The 16,331-nt window shown below is 72.8% G+C and carries 16 protein-coding genes; 5 read left to right on the top strand and 11 right to left on the bottom strand.

Annotation, left to right across the window (positions count from 1 at the left end; translation table 11 throughout):
* Positions 1–54: 54 nt before the first annotated feature.
* A complete protein-coding gene (locus OG406_RS15085; protein ID WP_266620221.1) occupies positions 55–606 on the bottom strand; it encodes a DNA-3-methyladenine glycosylase I in 552 nt (183 codons plus the stop codon).
* Positions 607–632: 26 nt separating this feature from the next.
* Positions 633–983 carry a DivIVA domain-containing protein gene (locus tag OG406_RS15090; protein WP_164371898.1) on the bottom strand — a complete coding sequence of 117 codons (351 nt, stop codon included), beginning with the start codon at positions 981–983 and terminating at the stop codon, positions 633–635.
* Between the two features lie 206 nt (positions 984–1,189).
* Here OG406_RS15090 and folP point away from each other — a divergent pair, with 206 nt between their 5' ends.
* Positions 1,190–2,050: a dihydropteroate synthase gene (gene folP, locus OG406_RS15095; RefSeq protein ID WP_164371897.1), complete on the top strand. Its 861-nt coding sequence runs from the start codon at positions 1,190–1,192 to the stop codon at positions 2,048–2,050.
* A 346-nt stretch (positions 2,051–2,396) separates the two neighbouring features.
* On the opposite strand, the gene OG406_RS15100 is transcribed toward folP, so the two are convergent.
* Positions 2,397–3,155: a TIGR00730 family Rossman fold protein gene (locus OG406_RS15100; RefSeq protein ID WP_266847060.1), complete on the bottom strand. Its 759-nt coding sequence runs from the start codon at positions 3,153–3,155 to the stop codon at positions 2,397–2,399.
* A gap of 142 nt (positions 3,156–3,297) precedes the next feature.
* The gene (dapE, locus tag OG406_RS15105) at positions 3,298–4,377 is read right to left on the bottom strand and encodes a succinyl-diaminopimelate desuccinylase (protein ID WP_164371895.1); all 1,080 of its coding nucleotides are present in this window, start codon (positions 4,375–4,377) and stop codon (positions 3,298–3,300) included.
* Between the two features lie 146 nt (positions 4,378–4,523).
* On the opposite strand from dapE, the gene OG406_RS15110 reads away from it, so the two are divergent.
* Together OG406_RS15110 and OG406_RS15115 are read left to right on the top strand one after the other, a co-directional pair.
* On the top strand, positions 4,524–5,534 hold the full coding sequence (locus tag OG406_RS15110; protein ID WP_329186185.1) for a heavy metal transporter: 1,011 nt from the start codon (positions 4,524–4,526) through the stop codon (positions 5,532–5,534).
* 333 nt (positions 5,535–5,867) lie between these two features.
* Positions 5,868–6,314 (top strand): ATP-binding protein, encoded by a 447-nt coding sequence (locus OG406_RS15115; protein ID WP_164371893.1) that lies wholly within the window; start codon positions 5,868–5,870, stop codon positions 6,312–6,314.
* A gap of 102 nt (positions 6,315–6,416) precedes the next feature.
* On the opposite strand, the gene OG406_RS15120 is transcribed toward OG406_RS15115, so the two are convergent.
* Together OG406_RS15120 and fdxA are read right to left on the bottom strand one after the other, a co-directional pair.
* Positions 6,417–7,514 carry a bifunctional succinyldiaminopimelate transaminase/glutamate-prephenate aminotransferase gene (locus tag OG406_RS15120; protein ID WP_267048460.1) on the bottom strand — a complete coding sequence of 366 codons (1,098 nt, stop codon included), beginning with the start codon at positions 7,512–7,514 and terminating at the stop codon, positions 6,417–6,419.
* Between the two features lie 214 nt (positions 7,515–7,728).
* Positions 7,729–8,049, bottom strand: a complete 321-nt coding sequence (gene fdxA, locus OG406_RS15125; protein ID WP_030573070.1) for a ferredoxin — start codon at positions 8,047–8,049, stop codon at positions 7,729–7,731.
* 140 nt (positions 8,050–8,189) lie between these two features.
* On the opposite strand from fdxA, the gene OG406_RS15130 reads away from it, so the two are divergent.
* Positions 8,190–9,335, top strand: a complete 1,146-nt coding sequence (locus OG406_RS15130) for a GNAT family N-acetyltransferase (protein ID WP_267048459.1) — start codon at positions 8,190–8,192, stop codon at positions 9,333–9,335.
* A 17-nt stretch (positions 9,336–9,352) separates the two neighbouring features.
* A complete protein-coding gene (locus tag OG406_RS15135) occupies positions 9,353–10,204 on the top strand; it encodes a transglutaminase-like domain-containing protein (RefSeq protein WP_329186188.1) in 852 nt (283 codons plus the stop codon).
* A gap of 31 nt (positions 10,205–10,235) precedes the next feature.
* On the opposite strand, the gene OG406_RS15140 is transcribed toward OG406_RS15135, so the two are convergent.
* From OG406_RS15140 to OG406_RS15160, 5 genes are all read right to left on the bottom strand, one after another.
* Positions 10,236–10,850 carry a response regulator transcription factor gene (locus tag OG406_RS15140; RefSeq protein ID WP_164371890.1) on the bottom strand — a complete coding sequence of 205 codons (615 nt, stop codon included), beginning with the start codon at positions 10,848–10,850 and terminating at the stop codon, positions 10,236–10,238.
* The gene (locus tag OG406_RS15145; protein WP_329190808.1) at positions 10,847–12,070 is read right to left on the bottom strand and encodes a sensor histidine kinase; all 1,224 of its coding nucleotides are present in this window, start codon (positions 12,068–12,070) and stop codon (positions 10,847–10,849) included. Before OG406_RS15145 ends, OG406_RS15140 begins: the two co-directional genes overlap by 4 nt.
* A gap of 5 nt (positions 12,071–12,075) precedes the next feature.
* Positions 12,076–12,816 (bottom strand): ABC transporter permease, encoded by a 741-nt coding sequence (locus OG406_RS15150; protein WP_081219246.1) that lies wholly within the window; start codon positions 12,814–12,816, stop codon positions 12,076–12,078.
* Positions 12,813–13,766, bottom strand: a complete 954-nt coding sequence (locus tag OG406_RS15155) for an ABC transporter ATP-binding protein (protein WP_203660030.1) — start codon at positions 13,764–13,766, stop codon at positions 12,813–12,815. Before OG406_RS15155 ends, OG406_RS15150 begins: the two co-directional genes overlap by 4 nt.
* A 192-nt stretch (positions 13,767–13,958) precedes the next feature.
* Positions 13,959–16,196, bottom strand: coding sequence for a hypothetical protein (locus tag OG406_RS15160; RefSeq protein ID WP_329186195.1), 2,238 nt, complete (start codon positions 16,194–16,196; stop codon positions 13,959–13,961).
* Between the last annotated feature and the right edge of the window lie 135 nt (positions 16,197–16,331).

Genomic DNA, 16,331 nt, shown 5'->3' on the forward strand with positions numbered 1-16,331 from the left:
CCCTCCCCGTCGTGCGTGTCGCCCCGCGCGGCGGGTCACCGCCGCGCGGGGCCGTCAGACGGCGTCGCGGGCCCCGCAGTCCGCCAGGTGGTCGTTCACCAGTCCGCACGCCTGCATCAGGGCGTACGCGGTCGTGGGGCCCACGAAGCGGATGCCACGCTTCTTGAGCGTCTTGGACAGGGCGGTCGACTCGTCGGTGACGGCGGGGACGTCGGAGAGCCCGCGCGGCGCCGGGCGCGTCGCCGGGTCGGGGGCGAAGGACCAGATCAGTTCGTCCAGCTCGCCCGGGGCCCAGTCGGCCAGCACGCGCGCGTTGGCGACCGTCGCCTCGATCTTGGCGCGGTTGCGGATGATCCCGGTGTCGCCGAGCAGGCGCTCCTTGTCGGCGTCCGTGAACGCCGCGACCTCGGCGATCTCGAAGCCCGCGAACGCGGCACGGAACCCGGGGCGGCGGCGCAGGATGGTGATCCAGGACAGGCCGGACTGGAAGGCCTCCAGGCACAGCCGCTCGTACAGCGCCTGGTCGCCGTGGACCGGGCGGCCCCACTCCTCGTCGTGGTACGCCACGTAGTCCTCGGTCGACAGGGCCCAGGGGCAGCGGAGCATGCCGTCGGGACCGGCCAGCGCGTCGCTCACCGCTCGTCCTCGGGGTGCTTGCGCAGCGAGGTGGGGGCGCTCGCCGCGCGGGCCCCCGCGAGCGCGGACTCCAGGTCGGCGATCCGCGCGTCCCGCTCGCCGATCTCGGCGCTGAGACGCCCGAGGACGTCGTCCACGTCCGCCATGCGGTAGCCGCGCACGGCGACCGGGAAGCGCACCGCGTCCACGTCGCCCCGGGACACCGGACGGTCGTACGGCAGCGGGTCGTGCAGGCGCTCGGGCTCGGCGTCGGGAAGCGGGGTGCTCTCGCCGCCGCCCACCACGGACACGGTGACCGCGGCGACCACGACGACGAGCGCGACGACGAGGAACAAGAACATGAACATCGCTGGAGGTCCCCACGCTCTGGTGCCGGCGCGGAGCGCGTCGGCGCGAAGTACGGATGCCCGGCGACCGCTGGTGCCGGAGGTGCTGATGCTGCCGGACAGCAGTCTGCCGCCGGAAGTGTCAGGCTCCGATCGTGCCATGCGAGTCTGACAGTTAAGGTCGCAGGCGGCTCATCGGCGGTAACCACTGGGAGAGGTCATAGGGGATGCTCAGGCTGGGCAGGCGTGAATTCGACCCGCAGGAGCCGGTGATCATGGCGATCGTGAACCGGACCCCGGACTCGTTCTACGACCAGGGCGCCACCTTCCGCGACGAGCCCGCCCTCGCGCGCGTGGAGCAGGCCGTGTCCGAGGGCGCCGCCATCATCGACATCGGCGGGGTGAAGGCCGGCCCCGGCGAGGAGGTCACCGCCGAGGAGGAGGCGCGCCGCACGGTCGGTTTCGTCGCCGAGGTGCGCCGCACCTTCCCCGACGTGATCATCAGCGTCGACACCTGGCGGCACGAGGTGGGCGAGGCGGTCTGCGAGGCCGGCGCCGATCTGCTGAACGACGCCTGGGGCGGGGTCGACCCGCGGCTGGCGGAGGTGGCCGCCCGGTACGGGGTGGGCCTGGTGTGCACGCACGCCGGGGAGACGGAGCCGCGGACCCGCCCGCACCGGGCGGCGTACGACGACGTGATGGCCGACATCCTGCGGGTGACGCTCGGTCTGGCGGAGCGCGCGGTCTCCCTGGGGGTGCCGCGCGAGTCGGTCCTCATCGATCCCGGGCACGACTTCGGGAAGAACACCCGGCACAGTCTGGAGGCGACCCGGCGGCTCGGCGAGATGGTCGAGACCGGGTGGCCGGTGCTCGTCTCGCTCTCCAACAAGGACTTCGTGGGCGAGACGCTCGACAAGCCGGTCAAGGAGCGGGTCGTCGGCACGCTCGCGACGACCGCCGTCTCCGCGTGGCTGGGGGCGCAGGTCTACCGCGTGCACGAGGTCGCCGAGACCCGGCAGGTGCTGGACATGGTGGCGTCGATCGCGGGCCACCGGCCGCCGGCGGTGGCCCGGCGGGGGCTGGCCTAGCGGACGGGGGCGGCACGGGGTTCGGGAAAGCGGACCGGGCCGACCGGGCCGACCGGGCCGCGGAGGGGCTGGACTCACAGCCCCTCCCGAACCCGGGCCGGCGACCGGACGCTCGACGGAACGGCAGGACCTAGGGCCTGTCGTTTGGATCATGCGGCGGGTCGCGGGGCTGGGCACGCACATCTGCCGCGTTGTCGTCGGTTGCCGACGTCCCCCAGCCTTCGGCCGGGAGGTGCCCCCACCGCGTCGTCGCCCTCCTCTGCCTTGCATCTGCACGCACCCAGCCCCACTCGGCCCAGCCGACAAGGCACCGCACCTCGGCGCCGCCTGATCCAAACGACAGGCCCTAGCGGCCGGCCTCCTTCGACACCAGGGCCACCGCTTCGTCCACGTCGTCGGTCAGGTGGAACAGCAGCAGGTCCTTCTCGGAGGCCTTGCCCTGGGCGATGAGCGTGTTCTTGAGCCAGTCGACGAGGCCGCCCCAGTACTCCGTGCCGAACAGCACGATGGGGAACCGGGTGACCTTCTGCGTCTGGACCAGGGTGAGGGCCTCGAACAGCTCGTCGAGGGTGCCGAGTCCGCCCGGCAGGACCACGAAGCCCTGCGCGTACTTGACGAACATCATCTTCCGGACGAAGAAGTACCGGAAGTTCAGGCCGATGTCGACGTACTGGTTGAGCCCCTGTTCGAAGGGGAGCTCGATGCCGAGGCCGACGGAGATGCCCTTCGCCTCGCAGGCGCCCTTGTTCGCGGCCTCCATGGCACCGGGGCCACCGCCGGTGATCACGGCGAACCCGGCCTCGACGAGGCCGCGCCCGAGGGCGACGCCCGCCTGGTACTCGGACGAGTCGACGGGCGTCCTCGCGGACCCGAACACACTGATCGCGGGCGGCAGTTCGGCCAGTGTCCCGAAGCCCTCGATGAACTCCGACTGGATGCGCAGCACCCGCCAGGGGTCGGTGTGCACCCAGTCCGACGGGCCTCCCGCGTCCAGCAGCCGCTGGTCCGTGGTGCTCGCCTGCACCTGGTCCCGCCTGCGCAGCACCGGGCCCAGCCGCTGCTCCTCCGGTGGCCGCTTCTTGCCCTCCGGGTTGCCAGTAGCCATGTCCACTCCCTCCGCGTACGGGTCTCCCCCGCCCCGGCCGGAGCCGGGTCCTGGGGAAGGTCGTTCCGCCCCAGCGTAGATCTCCGCTGGTTACGGCGGGGGGACGTGGGCATGTCCGCCACGAACCGCCGTCGGGTACGTCTCAGGCGGTGAGCCAGGAGCGCAGTCGCTCCTCGCCCGCGAGGATCTTGGCCGTCTCCACCCGCTCGTCCCTCTTGTGCGCCAAGTGGGGGTTGCCGGGGCCGTAGTTGACCGCCGGAACGCCGAGCCGGCTGAAGCGGGAGACGTCGGTCCAGCCGTACTTGGGCTGCGGGGTGCCCCCGACGGCCTCGATGAACGCGGCGGCGGCCGGGTGCGAGAGTCCGGGCAGGGCGGCTCCGCTGTGGTCGTCGACGACGAACTCGTCCACGCCGCAGTCGGCGAAGACCGCGCGGACGTGCTCGATCGCCTCCTCCTCGGTGCGGTCGGGCGCGTAGCGGAAGTTGACGGTGACGACGCACTCGTCGGGGATGACGTTGCCGGCGACCCCGCCGGAGATGCCCACCGCGTTCAGTCCCTCGCGGTACTCCAGGCCGTCGATGACCGGGTGGCGCGGCTCGTACGCGGCGAGCGCGGCGAGGATCGGGGAGGCCGCGTGGATCGCGTTCGACCCCATCCAGCTGCGGGCGGAGTGGGCCCGCTCGCCGCGGGTCTTCAGGAGCACCCGCAGCGTGCCCTGGCAGCCGCCCTCGACCTGCCCGTCGGAGGGTTCGAGAAGGACCGCGAAGTCGCCCTCCAGCCAGTCCGGGTGGGCGTCGGAGACGTGCTTCAGCCCGTTCAGGTGGGCCGCCACCTCTTCGTTGTCGTAGAAGACGAAGGTGAGGTCGCGGTTGGGCTCGGGGACCGTGGCCGCGATCCGGAGCTGGACCGCGACGCCCGACTTCATGTCGCAGGTGCCGCAGCCCCACAGCACGCCGTCCTCGTCGAGCCGGGAGGGCACGTTGTCGGCGATCGGCACCGTGTCGATGTGACCGGCCAGGACGACGCGCTCGGCGCGGCCGAGGTGGGTGCGCGCCACGACGTTGTTGCCGTACCGGTCGACCGTCAGATGCGGCAGGGCGCGCAGGGCGGTCTCGACGGCGTCCGCGAGCGGCTTCTCGTCGCCGCTCTCCGAGGGGAAGTCGACGAGCTGCGCGGTGAGCTCGGCTGCGTCCAGGGTGAGGTCAAGGGAGGTGTCGGCCATGGCGTCGACCCTAGCGCGCCGGCCCGGCGCCCCCGAAGGGCCCAGAAGCGGCCGGAAGGGCGGGAAACAGTCGTACGTCCCGGCCGTCCCGAAGGTTGTCCACCGTCACAGGGGGCGCCGACAGGGACCTCCAGTACCTTGTACGCGTGTCAGAGCCGTCCCCCACCCCCGTCCGGCGTCCGCGCCGCAGGTTCCTCCGCTTCGGAGGCGCCCTCGTGGTCCTGCTCGCGCTCGCGGGCTACCTCGCCGTGCAGTACCTGACGGGCGGCACGGGTGCGCCCCGGTGCAGCGTCGTCTCCGGCAAGGGCGACGGCGCGTCGTACGAGTTCAGCCCCGAGCAGGCGGTGAACGCGGCGACGATCTCGGCGGTCGGCACCTCCCGGGGGATGCCCGAGCGCGCGGTGGCCATCGCGATCGCGACGGCGCTCCAGGAGTCGGGGCTGCGCAACATCCGGCACGGCGACCGCGACTCGCTCGGTCTGTTCCAGCAGCGGCCCTCACAGGGCTGGGGCACCCCGCGCCAGATCATGGACCCGGCGTACGCGTCGGGCATCTTCTACGAGCACCTGGCCAAGGTTCCGGGCTACTCGCGGCTGCCGCTCACCGTCGCCGCCCAGCGGGTGCAGCGCAGCGGCTTCCCCCAGGCGTACGCCAAGCACGAGCCGGACGCGACGCTGCTGGCCGCCGCCCTCACGGGCCGTGCCGCCGCCACGCTGACCTGTCAGGGGCGTCCGGACGCGACCCCCGCGGGCGGTGCGGACGCGGTGCGCAGCGCGCTCGCCAGGGACTTCGGGCGGGACGTCCTCCAGGAGGCGGGCGCGACCGTCGGCGCGGCGGGTGTCTCGCCGTCACCGGAGGCCACCGCCTCCGCGGGCGCGGCGGCGGTGGCATCACCCTCTCCGGGGTCCGGCGGCGGGACCGTGACCGTTCCGGTGCGCGAGGGCGCCACCTCCGGGACCGGGACGCTCCGGCGCGGCTGGGAGCTGGCGCACTGGGCGGTGGCCAACTCCTCGGCGCTGCACATCGAACGGGTGTCGTACGCGGGGCGCGAGTGGACCGCCGGACGCTCCGAGGGGTCGTGGCACACGACCGACGCGAAGGGCGCTTCCCCCACCGGGAAGGCCGCGTCCGAGGTCCGGATCATCACCGGGCAGTAGTACGGGCCCTCACTCGTGCGGATTACCCCGCCCGCGACGGGCCGGCGTTCCGTACGGCATTTCGCTCGCTCACTCGGCGGTTCGCGAAATCCCTTGAGAACAAAGGGCCGTAAGGATTCGCCAGGCTTTCCCGACGGACTCCGTTTGCCCGTTTTTATCCACAACTGATTATGCGACGCATTACCAACTCTTTACGTCGGGTCACCGCAACCTTCGAGGGCTTCGAGCGGTAGTCACTGCGTCCGAGCCCGGAACGATCACCGGAGGCACACCAGCAGCCGGTACCCCGGACCGGTCGGACAGTTCACCGTTTTCTCCCGTCTAAGGAGCACCATGTCCCTCCCCCTGACCCGCCGGATCGCCCGTGTCGCGCTGCTCATCGCAGCGGGAGCGGCGCCCGTGGTCGGTGCGGCCGGCTCCGCCAACGCGGCGGCCGCACTGCCGGCCACCCCCGACCTCGGCGGACTGACCGCCCTGGACGGGGCGAGCGTCGGCAACACCGTCGACGGAGCGACGCAGAACGTCACCGGGACGGCCGGCAAGTCCGGTGGCGACACGGTCAAGAAGGCGGTGCCCGCCGCGGGCAAGGCCGGCGGCAAGGTCGCGAAGACCGTGACGCCCGCCGCCCAGAAGGTGGCCGGGGACACGGCCGGCCAGGCCGGCGGTCTCCTGGGTGACACCGCGAAGACCGCGACCGGCGGCGGCCTGCCGACGGACGGCGTGGCCAAGGGCGGCCTGCCGACCGACCAGCTGCCGCTCAAGGGCCTGCCGCTCGGCTAGTCCGGCCGGCCGTACGACGACGGGGGTCCGGGGAACTCGCTTCCCCGGGCCCCCGTTTCGCTGGTCCCGGCCGCCTCACGCCACCGCGCCGCCGGGCGCAGCTCAGGAGGTGAGGCGCTCCACCGCGGCGGCCACCCGCTCGTCCGAGGCGGTCAGCGCCACGCGGACGAACGTCTCGCCGGCCGTGCCGTAGAAGTCACCCGGGGCGACCAGGATGCCCAGCTCGGCGAGGTGGGCCACCGTCGACCAGCAGGACTCGTCGCGGGTGGCCCAGAGGTAGAGGCTCGCCTCGCTGTGCTCGATCCGGAAGCCGTGCCGCACCAGGGCGTCGCGCAGGGCCGTGCGGCGGGCGGCGTAGCGCTCGCGCTGTTCCCGGACGTGGGTGTCGTCCCCGAGGGCCGCGACCACGGCGGCCTGGGTGGGCGCGGAGGTCATCATGCCGCCGTGCTTGCGGATCTCCAGCAGCTCGCCGAGGACGGCGGGGTCGCCCGCGAGGAACGCCGCGCGGTAGCCGGCCAGGTTGGAGCGCTTGGACAGCGAGTGGACCGAGACGATCCCCTCGTAGGAGCCGCCGCAGACGTCCGGGTGCAGGACGGAGACCGGCTCGGCCTCCCAGCCCAGTTCGATGTAGCACTCGTCGGAGAAGACGAGGACGCCGTGCTCGCGGGCCCAGGCGACGATCCGGGTCAGCTCGGCTGGGGAGAGGACCCTGCCGGTCGGGTTCGACGGGGAGTTCAGCCACAGGAGCTTCAGGTCCGTCGGGTCCAGCTCGGTCGGGTCGTCGTAGGCCACGTAGTCCGCCCGGGCGAGCCGCGCGCCGACCTCGTACGTCGGGTACGCGAGGCGCGGGTAGGCGACCTTGTCCCCCGGGCCGAGGCCCAGCTGGGTGGGCAGCCAGGCGACGAGTTCCTTGGAGCCGACGATCGGCAGGACGTGGCGGTGGGTGACGTCCCGGGCGCCGAGCCGTCGCTCCACCCATCCCGTGAGCGCGTCCCGCAGCTCGGGCGTGCCCCACACCGTGGGATAGCCGGGCGAGTCCGCGGCGGCGACCAGAGCCTTCTGGATCAGCTCGGGCACCGGGTCGACCGGGGTACCGACGGACAGGTCGACGATGCCGCCCGGGTGAGCTGCGGCGGTCGCCTTGTAGGGCTCCAGCTTGTCCCAGGGGAAGGTGGGAAGCCGGTCGGAGACTGCGGACACGGGATCGGGCTCACTTTCTCGTACGTACGACCCGTACGGTGTCGTGCTGACGGCCCTGCCCACGGCCCGTCCGGACGGACACGGGCCGCCGCACGGGCCGGAACGGCAAATGCCTCGGTCCCGTACGGCGATCGGAGCGATCGAGGCCGTACGGGACCGAGGCGGCGCTCCTCGAGCTACCGCCGGGGGTGCCCCGGCGGTCCGCTCACCGGTGCTACTGGTTCTGCGGCGGAAGGGCTGCGATGAAGGCGTGGTCGCGCTCGATCAGGCCCAGCTTGCTGGCGCCGCCGGGCGAGCCGAGCTCGTCGAAGAACTCGACGTTCGCCTTGTAGTAGTCCTTCCACTCCTCCGGAGTGTCGTCCTCGTAGAAGATCGCCTCGACCGGGCACACCGGCTCACAGGCTCCGCAGTCGACGCATTCGTCCGGGTGGATGTACAAGGACCGGGAGCCCTCGTAGATGCAGTCGACCGGGCACTCCTCGATGCACGCCTTGTCCTTGACGTCGACACAAGGCTGCGCGATGACGTAGGTCACGCTGTCGTTCCTCCTCGATAGGGCGCTGGCGGGCCTGCGTAGGCTCCGCCGCCTGGCGCGCGGGAGCGCGGCGTCGTCGATGCCCGCCCCTAGTATCTCCGTTCTTGGGCATGATCCGAACAGGAGGGGTGGACCGACCCGTGGAAATCTCTGCTTCCGGCCGACTCGAGGTCCGTATCACCGCTGCTGACGTGGGCAAACGCGTCTCGGTGCGCCGCATGACGGACGATGGAGACACGGTGGAGAAGTTCACCGATACGGTCGGTGTTCTCACATCATGGGACGACGGTGTGCTGCTGATCACACGACGGGCCGGCGAGCGGGTCCGGATCGCGGAGTCGACGCTCGTCGCGGGCAAGGTCGTCCCGTCCGCTCCGGCGCGGCGGCGCGGCCCGGCCGCGACGTACGAGGAGCTGGCGCGGGTCGCCGCGCGGGCCTGGCGTCCGGTGGAGAGCGAGCGGCTCGGCGACTGGGAGCTGCGCGCCGCCGGCGGGTTCACCCGGCGCGCCAACTCCGTGCTGCCGCTGGGCGACCCGGGCGTGCCGCTGGACGACGCGCTGACGGTCGTCCGGGACTGGTACGGCGACCGCGGACTCCCCGCCTACATCCAGACCAGCACCGGCGCCGAGGGCACGCAGGAACTGCTGTGCGCGGCGCTGGAGGCGCGCGGCTGGTCGAGCGAGGTGACCGCCGAACTGTGGATCGGCGCACTCGCGCCGCTCGCCGACCGCGAGGCTCCCGAGGTGGCCCTCTCCCGGACGGCGGACGCGTCGTGGCTCGGCCGCTACCAGCGCAAGGGAGTGGGCGAGGTGGCCCTGCGGGTGCTGGGCAGCGGGCCCTCGGTGTGGTTCGCGACGGTTCCGGGGGCGGAGGGTGAGCCGCCGGCCGCGATCGGCCGGTGCGTGGTGGACGGCCGCTGGGCCGGATTCGCGGCCGTGGAGGTGGACCCGGCGCACCGGCGCCGGGGCCTCGCCACCGCCGTGATGGCCGCCCTGGCCGACCGTGCCCTGGCCGAGGGCGCGTCGGCGGCCTGGCTCCAGGTGGAGACGGACAACACGGCGGCCCGCACGCTGTACGCCGGACTGGGCTTCTCCGCCCACCACGCGTACCACCACTACCGGTGGGCGGCGGGGACGGAGGCCGCGGAGGCCACCGGCGTCGAGCGGGACGCCTCCGCGGGCGCGCCCCCGGCAGCAGCGGGCACGCCCACGGACGTTCCCGCGGTGGGTGACGCCACCCCGGGGCCGGACGGATCCGGCGGTGCCGAGACGTATCGATCGGCGTGAAGGGGCACGAACCCGCTATGTCTTCCCCGCAGCCCCCGGAGAGGGAGCGAGCCGACGAGGTGCGGCGGCGGTTCGCCGCGGAGGCGCGGGCCGAGCGCCCTGATCTCGCGCTGCTCTGTCTGCTGGTGGGGGCCGCCGCGGACGGCACGCTGGACGAGGCGGGGATCGACGCCGCGCAGATCGAACTGGACGATCTGGCCGGGCAGTTGCCCTTCCGCCCGGGCGGCCCGCGGTCCTGGGCGACCGCACTGGCCGAACTGCTCGGCGGGCGCTGCGGATTCCGTGGGCTGCCGGCCGACTACCAGCGGCTGGAGTCGTCCCTGCTGCACTCGGTCCTGCGGCGGCGGCGCGGGCTGCCCATCCTGCTCTCCGTGGTGTGGATGGAGGTCGCCCGCCGGGCCGGGGCGCCGGTCTACGGCGTCGCGCTGCCCGGCCATTTCGTGGTGGGCTTCGGACCGCCGGAGGAGCAGGTGCTCGCGGACCCCTTCGACGGCGGACGGGTCCTCGCCGGGGCGGACGCGGAACTCCTCGTCGCGGGTGCGACGGGCGCTCCGCTGGACCCGTCGATGCTCTCCCCCGCCGAGCCGCTCGACGTGATCCTGCGCATCCTGAACAACATCCGCGCCTGGGCCACCGCCCGCCCGGAGCGTTCCGACGTCTCCCTCTGGGCGGTCGACCTTTCCCTGCTGCTCCCCTCCCACCCGGCCCGGCTGCGCTACGAACGCGCCCAACTCCTCGTCCAACGGGGCGACTTCCTGACCGGCGCCGCCGAACTCGACGCCTACGCCGAAGTAGTCGCGGCAGTCGACGAACCCGCAGCCACCCGAGTCCGCCAACAGGCCCTGGCGGCACGGGCGATGCTCAACTGACGGGGAGGCGCCACCTTGGATCCCCGGCTCCTCAAAGCCAGCCCTTCTCCCGGGCCGTTCTGACCGCCTCCGCGCGGTTGCGGACCGCGAGTTTCTGGATGGCGGTGGAGAGGTAGTTGCGGACCGTGCCCTGGGAGAGGTGGAGGGCGGTGGCGAGTTCGGCGTTGGTGGAGCCGTCCGCGGCGGCGCGGAGGATCTCGCGCTCGCGGTCGGTGAGCGGGTTGGCGCCGCCGGCGAGTGCGGCGGCGGCCAGGGTGGGGTCGATGACGCGCTCGCCGGCGAGCACCTTGCGTACGGCCGCGGCGAGTTGGGCGGCCGGGGCGTCCTTGACGAGGAAGGCGTCGGCGCCGGACTCCATGGCGCTGCGGAGGTAGCCGGGGCGGCCGAAGGTCGTGAGGATGAGCAGTTTGACGCCCGGGAGTTCCCGGTGGACCTCCGCCGCCGCCTCGATGCCCGTCATGCCCGGCATCTCGATGTCGAGGAGCGCCACGTCCACGTCGTGGGCGCGGGCGGCCGCGAGCACCTCGTCGCCGCGGGCCACCTGGGCGACCACGTCGATGTCCGGCTCGAGTCCCAGCAGGGCGGCCAGCGCCTCGCGGACCATCGACTGGTCCTCGGCGAGCAGGACCTTGATCATGCGGCTCATGCACCGGATCCTACGGTGTCGTCCGCCGGGCCCACAGGGGCCCGTTCGTCGGTGAGGGGGACGCGGGCGACCAGCCGGAACCCGTGCCGGGTGCGGCCCGCCTCCAGTGATCCCGCGGCCTTCTCCAGGCGTTCGGTCAGCCCCGTCAGGCCGTTGCCGGGGGTGCTGCCGCCGGAGCCGCCCGAGCCGTCGTCCTCCACCGACAGTTCGAGGACGGGACCGTCCAGGGTCTGGCGGCGGACGAGTTCCACCGTGCAGCGCCGGGCGCCGCTGTGCCGTACGACGTTGGTGACCGCCTCGCGCAGCGTCCAGGCGAGCGCGGACTCGCTCTCCGTGGACACACCGTGCAGGTCGGGTTCGGCCGGCAGGTCGGCGACGACGCCCGCCGCGGTCAACGCGACCTGCGCTCCGGCGAGTTCGCCGGCGAGCCGGGGCCGCCGGTAGCCGGTGACGGCCTCGCGGACGTCGACCAGGGCCTGGCGGCTGACCTGCTCGATGTCGGCGACCTGCTGGGCCGCCTTCTCGGGGTGGTCGGGCAGCATCCGCCCGGCCAGTTCGCTCTTCAGCGTGATCAGCGACAGCGAGTGGCCGAGCAGGTCGTGCAGGTCCCGGGCGAGCCGCAGGCGCTCCTCGTTCGCGGCGAGTTGGGCGACGGTGGCCCGCGCCCGGCGCAGCTCCACCGTGGTGCGCACGAGCTGGCGTACGCCCGTCATCGCGAAGCCGATCAGGACGACGAGGAGGATCAGGTCCCGGGCGTCCTTCTCCCCGGCGTGCAGCCCGACGAGGAGCATCACGACGGCGGTCAGCGGGATGGTCCAGTAGGACACCCGGAGCGGGAACGCCGTCCCGCAGGCCACCGAGACGTACACGAACAGGCCGAGCCAGGGCGGGCCGAGGGTGAGGCAGAGGACGACGGCGAGCGCGACGAGGGCGAGGACCATGAGGGCCACGGTGCGGATGTCCGCGGTGGCCCTGCCCATGTTCCGGAAGACCAGCGTCAGATAGACCGCGACGAAGGCCGCGAGGCCGATCCCGCCGGCCACGGTGGCGCGTGTGGTGTGTTCGCCGGAGACGAGGTCCTGGACCGGCGAGCTGAGGAACACCAGCCAGATGACGATCCACAGGGACTTGACCAGGGCCTCGCGGAGGGTGCGCGGGGGCTCCCCCATCTGCACCAGCCGGTCCTGGCGGGCCCCGTCGGGCAGCGGGTCTTCCGTCATGGCACTCACGCCTTCAGCGTGTCCTTCCGGTACAGCCACGCCGCGCCGCCCGCGAAGAGGGCGAAGAAGACGACGAGGATGGCGATGTCCTTCGCGTGTGGGGCGTCGCCCAGTTCGATGGCCTGCCCCAGGGCAGCGTACGCGTGCGTGGGCAGCCACTTCGCGATGTTCTGCAGCCAGTCCGGGAAGGTCGTCGAGGGGATCCAGAGGCCGCCGAGCATCGAGAGGCCGAAGTAGACGATCATCGTGATGGGGCGGACCGCGTCTCCGCTCGCCACGTATCCGATGGCCACGCCGAGCGCGGCGAACACGAAGCTGCCGGCCCAGATCACGCCGGTGAGCGCGAGCCACTGCCAGGCGTCCAGGCGGACGTCCTTCACGGCGGCGGCGACCACGAACACGATGACGATGGACGGCAGGCTGATCACGGCGGCGCTCGCGGTCTTGGCGAGGACGTAGCCGCGGCCGGGCAGTGTGGTGAGCCTCAACTGCCGTACCCAGCCGCTCTCGCGCTCCTTGGCGATGCGCTCGCTGTTGCCCATGAGCACGGCGGTCAGGGCGCCGAAGGAGGCCATGGAGACCATGAAGAAGGTCGGCAGGGTGAGTCCGGTGCCGTCCACCTTCGTCGTGCTGTCGGCGTTGCCCGCGATCAGCAGGAACAGGGCCGAGGGATAGATGACCGAGAAGAACAGGAACTTGCGGTTGCGCAGGGCGCGGGTGATCTCCAGCTTGATGAGACTGTTCACTTGGAGGTCGCCTCCTCGGCGGCGGTGCGGTTGGCCTCTTCGGCGGCGGTGATGGCGACGAAGGCCTGCTCGAGACCGAGCCCGGCGACTTCGAGGTTGCGGGGGTAGACACCGAGTCCGTACAGCGCGTGGACGGTCGCGTCGGCGTCGGCGGACTGGATGCGGACGGTCTGCCCGGACACGTCGATCGAGGTGAGGAAGGGCAGGGCGCGCAGCGGGGTCTCGTCGATGGGGCCCTCCAGGTCGAAGGCGACCCGGCGGGCGCCCGCCCTGGCCTTGATCTCGGCGGCGGTGCCGTCGGCCAGCAGGCGTCCCCGGTGGAGCACGAGGACGCGGTCCGCGATGGCGTCGGCCTCCTCCAGGTAGTGCGTGGCGAACAGGACCGTGCGGCCCTGGTCGGCCTGTTCGCGCATGGTGGCCCAGAAGGCCTGGCGTGCCGTGACGTCCATGCCGGTGGTCGGCTCGTCGAGGACGATCAGGTCGCTGTCACCGGCGGTGGCGAGCGCGAAGCGGACGCGCTGTTCCTGGCCGCCCGAGAGCTTGTTGACCTTGCGGTCGGCGATCTGGGTGATGCCGGCCCGGGCGAGGACGTCGGTGACGCGGTAGGGCCGGGGGTGCAGGTCGCAGGCGAGCTTGACCAGCTCGCCCACCGTGACCTCGTCCATCAGGCCGCCGCTCTGCAGCATGGCGCCCACGCGGCCGGCGACGATCGCCTCGCGGGGGCTGGTGCCGAACACCCGGACCGTGCCGCTGTCGGCGTTCTTCAGGCCGAGCAGGAGGTCCAGCGTGGTCGACTTCCCCGCGCCGTTCGGGCCGAGCAGAGCGACGGTCTCGCCCGGGTGCAGGTCGAGCGTCAGCGCGTCCACGGCCCGGACGTCGCCGTAGCTCTTGGTCACCGATTCGAACCCGACCACCGAGGTGGTGGCCGCCGCAGTCGCAGTGGTTGTCATGCCGTCCATCGTGGCCGCGGAGGGGGTACGGACGGCAGTGCGGTGTGTCCTCGGTCCCGGATGACAGATGTCATACGGCGCACGGATGTCCTGCCGCGCACGGATGTCCTACGGCGCGAGGGCGTCCCACCGGTACGAACCCGGTGGGACGCCCTCGTGGCGTGCTGCTGTTCCGCGTTCCCGCGGCCGACGCTAGCTGGGGTCGGTGGGGATGGTCACGACGCGGTCCGCGGCCGTCTTGCCGACCAGGGCCCGGCCGACGGCGGAGGCCACTTCCTGGGGGCTGACCGGCTTCTTGCTGCCGTCGCCCTTGGTGACCGTGACACCGTCGAAGACGCCGCCGTACAGCGACTTGAGCACCTTCAGGTCGTAGTGCTCGACGAGCTTGCCGTTGACGGGTTCGACGCTCAGGAACCTCCAGATGGATTTCTGGGGGCTGAAGGGGACGGAGTGCAGGTCGTCCGTCCGGATCGTGATGTTCGCCGACATCGCGAGGGTCGCGAACGTCGCCATCTTCCGGTCCACTTCCGCCTTCGACACCGTCGGCTGCCGTGTCGTCGTGGCCACCTTCACCGGGGTGGTCGCGTTGGTCTCCACCTGGGCGCGGTAGGCGTCCTCGACGGCCTGTATCGACGGCGTGATGTCGATGCCCTTGCCGACCTTGCCGTAGACGGGAACGGCCTTGCCCGGCTGGAACTTGATCGTGCCGTCGCTCGCCGAGCCGGAGCCGCTCGCGGCGCGCTCCAGGGCGGCCTGGAGCTTCTCCTCGTCGACCGGCATGCTCGGTTCGACCACGCGCTGCCGGCCGAACAGCGAGCCGATCACGGAGACCGGGTTGTAGTCGCTGCCCGCGGCGGCACGCACCGTGGCCTGGGAGTCGAGCTGGAGTCCGGCCTGGTCGGGCTTGAGGGAGACCGTGTCCCCGTCGACGGAAAGCTTGAGCGCCTTGTTCGTACGGTCGCCGAACGCGTCGTCGAGCTTCCTGACGGCGTCGTCGCGGGTGCCGCCGCCGATGTCGACGCCGAGCACCGTGGTGCCCTTGGGCACGTCCGAGTGGTTCATCAGCAGGCCCGCGCCGTAGGCGCCGCCGGCCAGGACCACGACGAGGACGCCGAGGAGCGCCGGCTTGTTGCGTCCCTTTTTCTTCTTGGTCTGCTTCGCCGCGGCGGGCGGCTGCTGGACCGGCTCGGGCAGCTTCGGCGGGGTGTGCGGCAGCGGCCCGTCGGGGTGCGATCCGGGCCCGAACGGCGAGTTCTGGCCGGGGTTGATGACGGGGATGCCGCTGGTCAGGGTGTGACCGGAGACGTTGTCCACGGGAGCGCCGTAGCCGCCGGGGCCCGGGTCGGGTGCCGGCTTCTGCGGCGTGAGGATCGCGGTGTCGTCGCTGAGGCCGCCGCTCAGGCCGCCGCCCGGATATCCCTGACCCGCGCCCGGGTTCGGGTTCGGGTTCGGGTTGCCGGGACCGGAGCCGTGGCCCGGTGCCGCCGCGAGGCTGCCGGGAGCGACGCCCGGGCCGGCCGGGGGCAGCAGAGGGCCGTCACCGGTGACCGGACCGCCGGTCGCGCCGGACGGGCCGCCCTGGGCGCCCTCGGAGAAGTAGGGGAGGTCGTCGCGGCGCGGTTCGCCCGGACCGCCGTGCGCGCCGACGACCGGGAACGAACCCGTGTCGCGCAGCGCTCCGGAGACGTCGAAGGACCCCGTGCCACCGCCGTGGCCGGGAGCCACGGGTCCGGCGCCGGTGGCGCCGGGCAGGCCGGCGCCGTTCGTGCCGGCGCCGTTCGTGCCGCCGGGGCGGACCCCGCCGGTGATGCCCAGCGGGCCCGCGCCGCCTGACGGCGTCGGCCGTCCGGTGCCGGGCCGGTTGCCCGAAGGGCCGCCCTGACCTGCGGGGCCGCCGGCGCCCGCGGGCCCGGCGGGAGCCGAACCGACGGGCAGTCCGGCCCCGTTGGTCGAGCCGCCGCCCTGGCCGCCCTTGGGGGCACCGGACTTGCGGGGGGCGAACCAGTCGCTGGTCTTCTCCTCCGGCCCACCGGGCTGGTCCCCGGGCGGTGCCTGCGCGGGGGCGGGCACAGACGGGGCCGTGGTGGTGACCGTCGCGGAGGTGCCCGTGGGCGCGCTCGTACCGCGGGACGACGGTGCCGCACCGCTGTTCGCGCCGTCGGCACCCTCGGCGGGTGCGTCGGTGTCCGCGACGGGCGTGCGGACGACCACCGGCGGGATGGGCCGTGATCCGGGGATGTTGATCCGGATCCGGGTCGTCAGGGTGGTCTCGGTCTTGCGCTCCTCCGGCGGCTTGCCGGCGGCCGAACGGCCCGCGTCGGCACCGCTCTCGGAAGCCGCGGGGGTCCCGTACGGCGGCGTCCCCGACGGGTACGCGGCTCCACCGCGCCCGTTGGGCCCGGAGGACGAACTGTCAGTTTCACGACTCAAGGCAGGTTCTCCCGGTTGGCTCCGCCGCCCGTTTCCTCGACCTCATCTCGGGCAGCTCGGCGGCGCGCACCACCATACTGGCCGTGTCCGGCGCGCAAACCTCGCCCGATGGGGAAACTCGCACGCGACCCGCAC

The organism is Streptomyces sp. NBC_01428 (genome assembly GCF_036231965.1).
Lineage (GTDB): Bacteria > Actinomycetota > Actinomycetes > Streptomycetales > Streptomycetaceae > Streptomyces.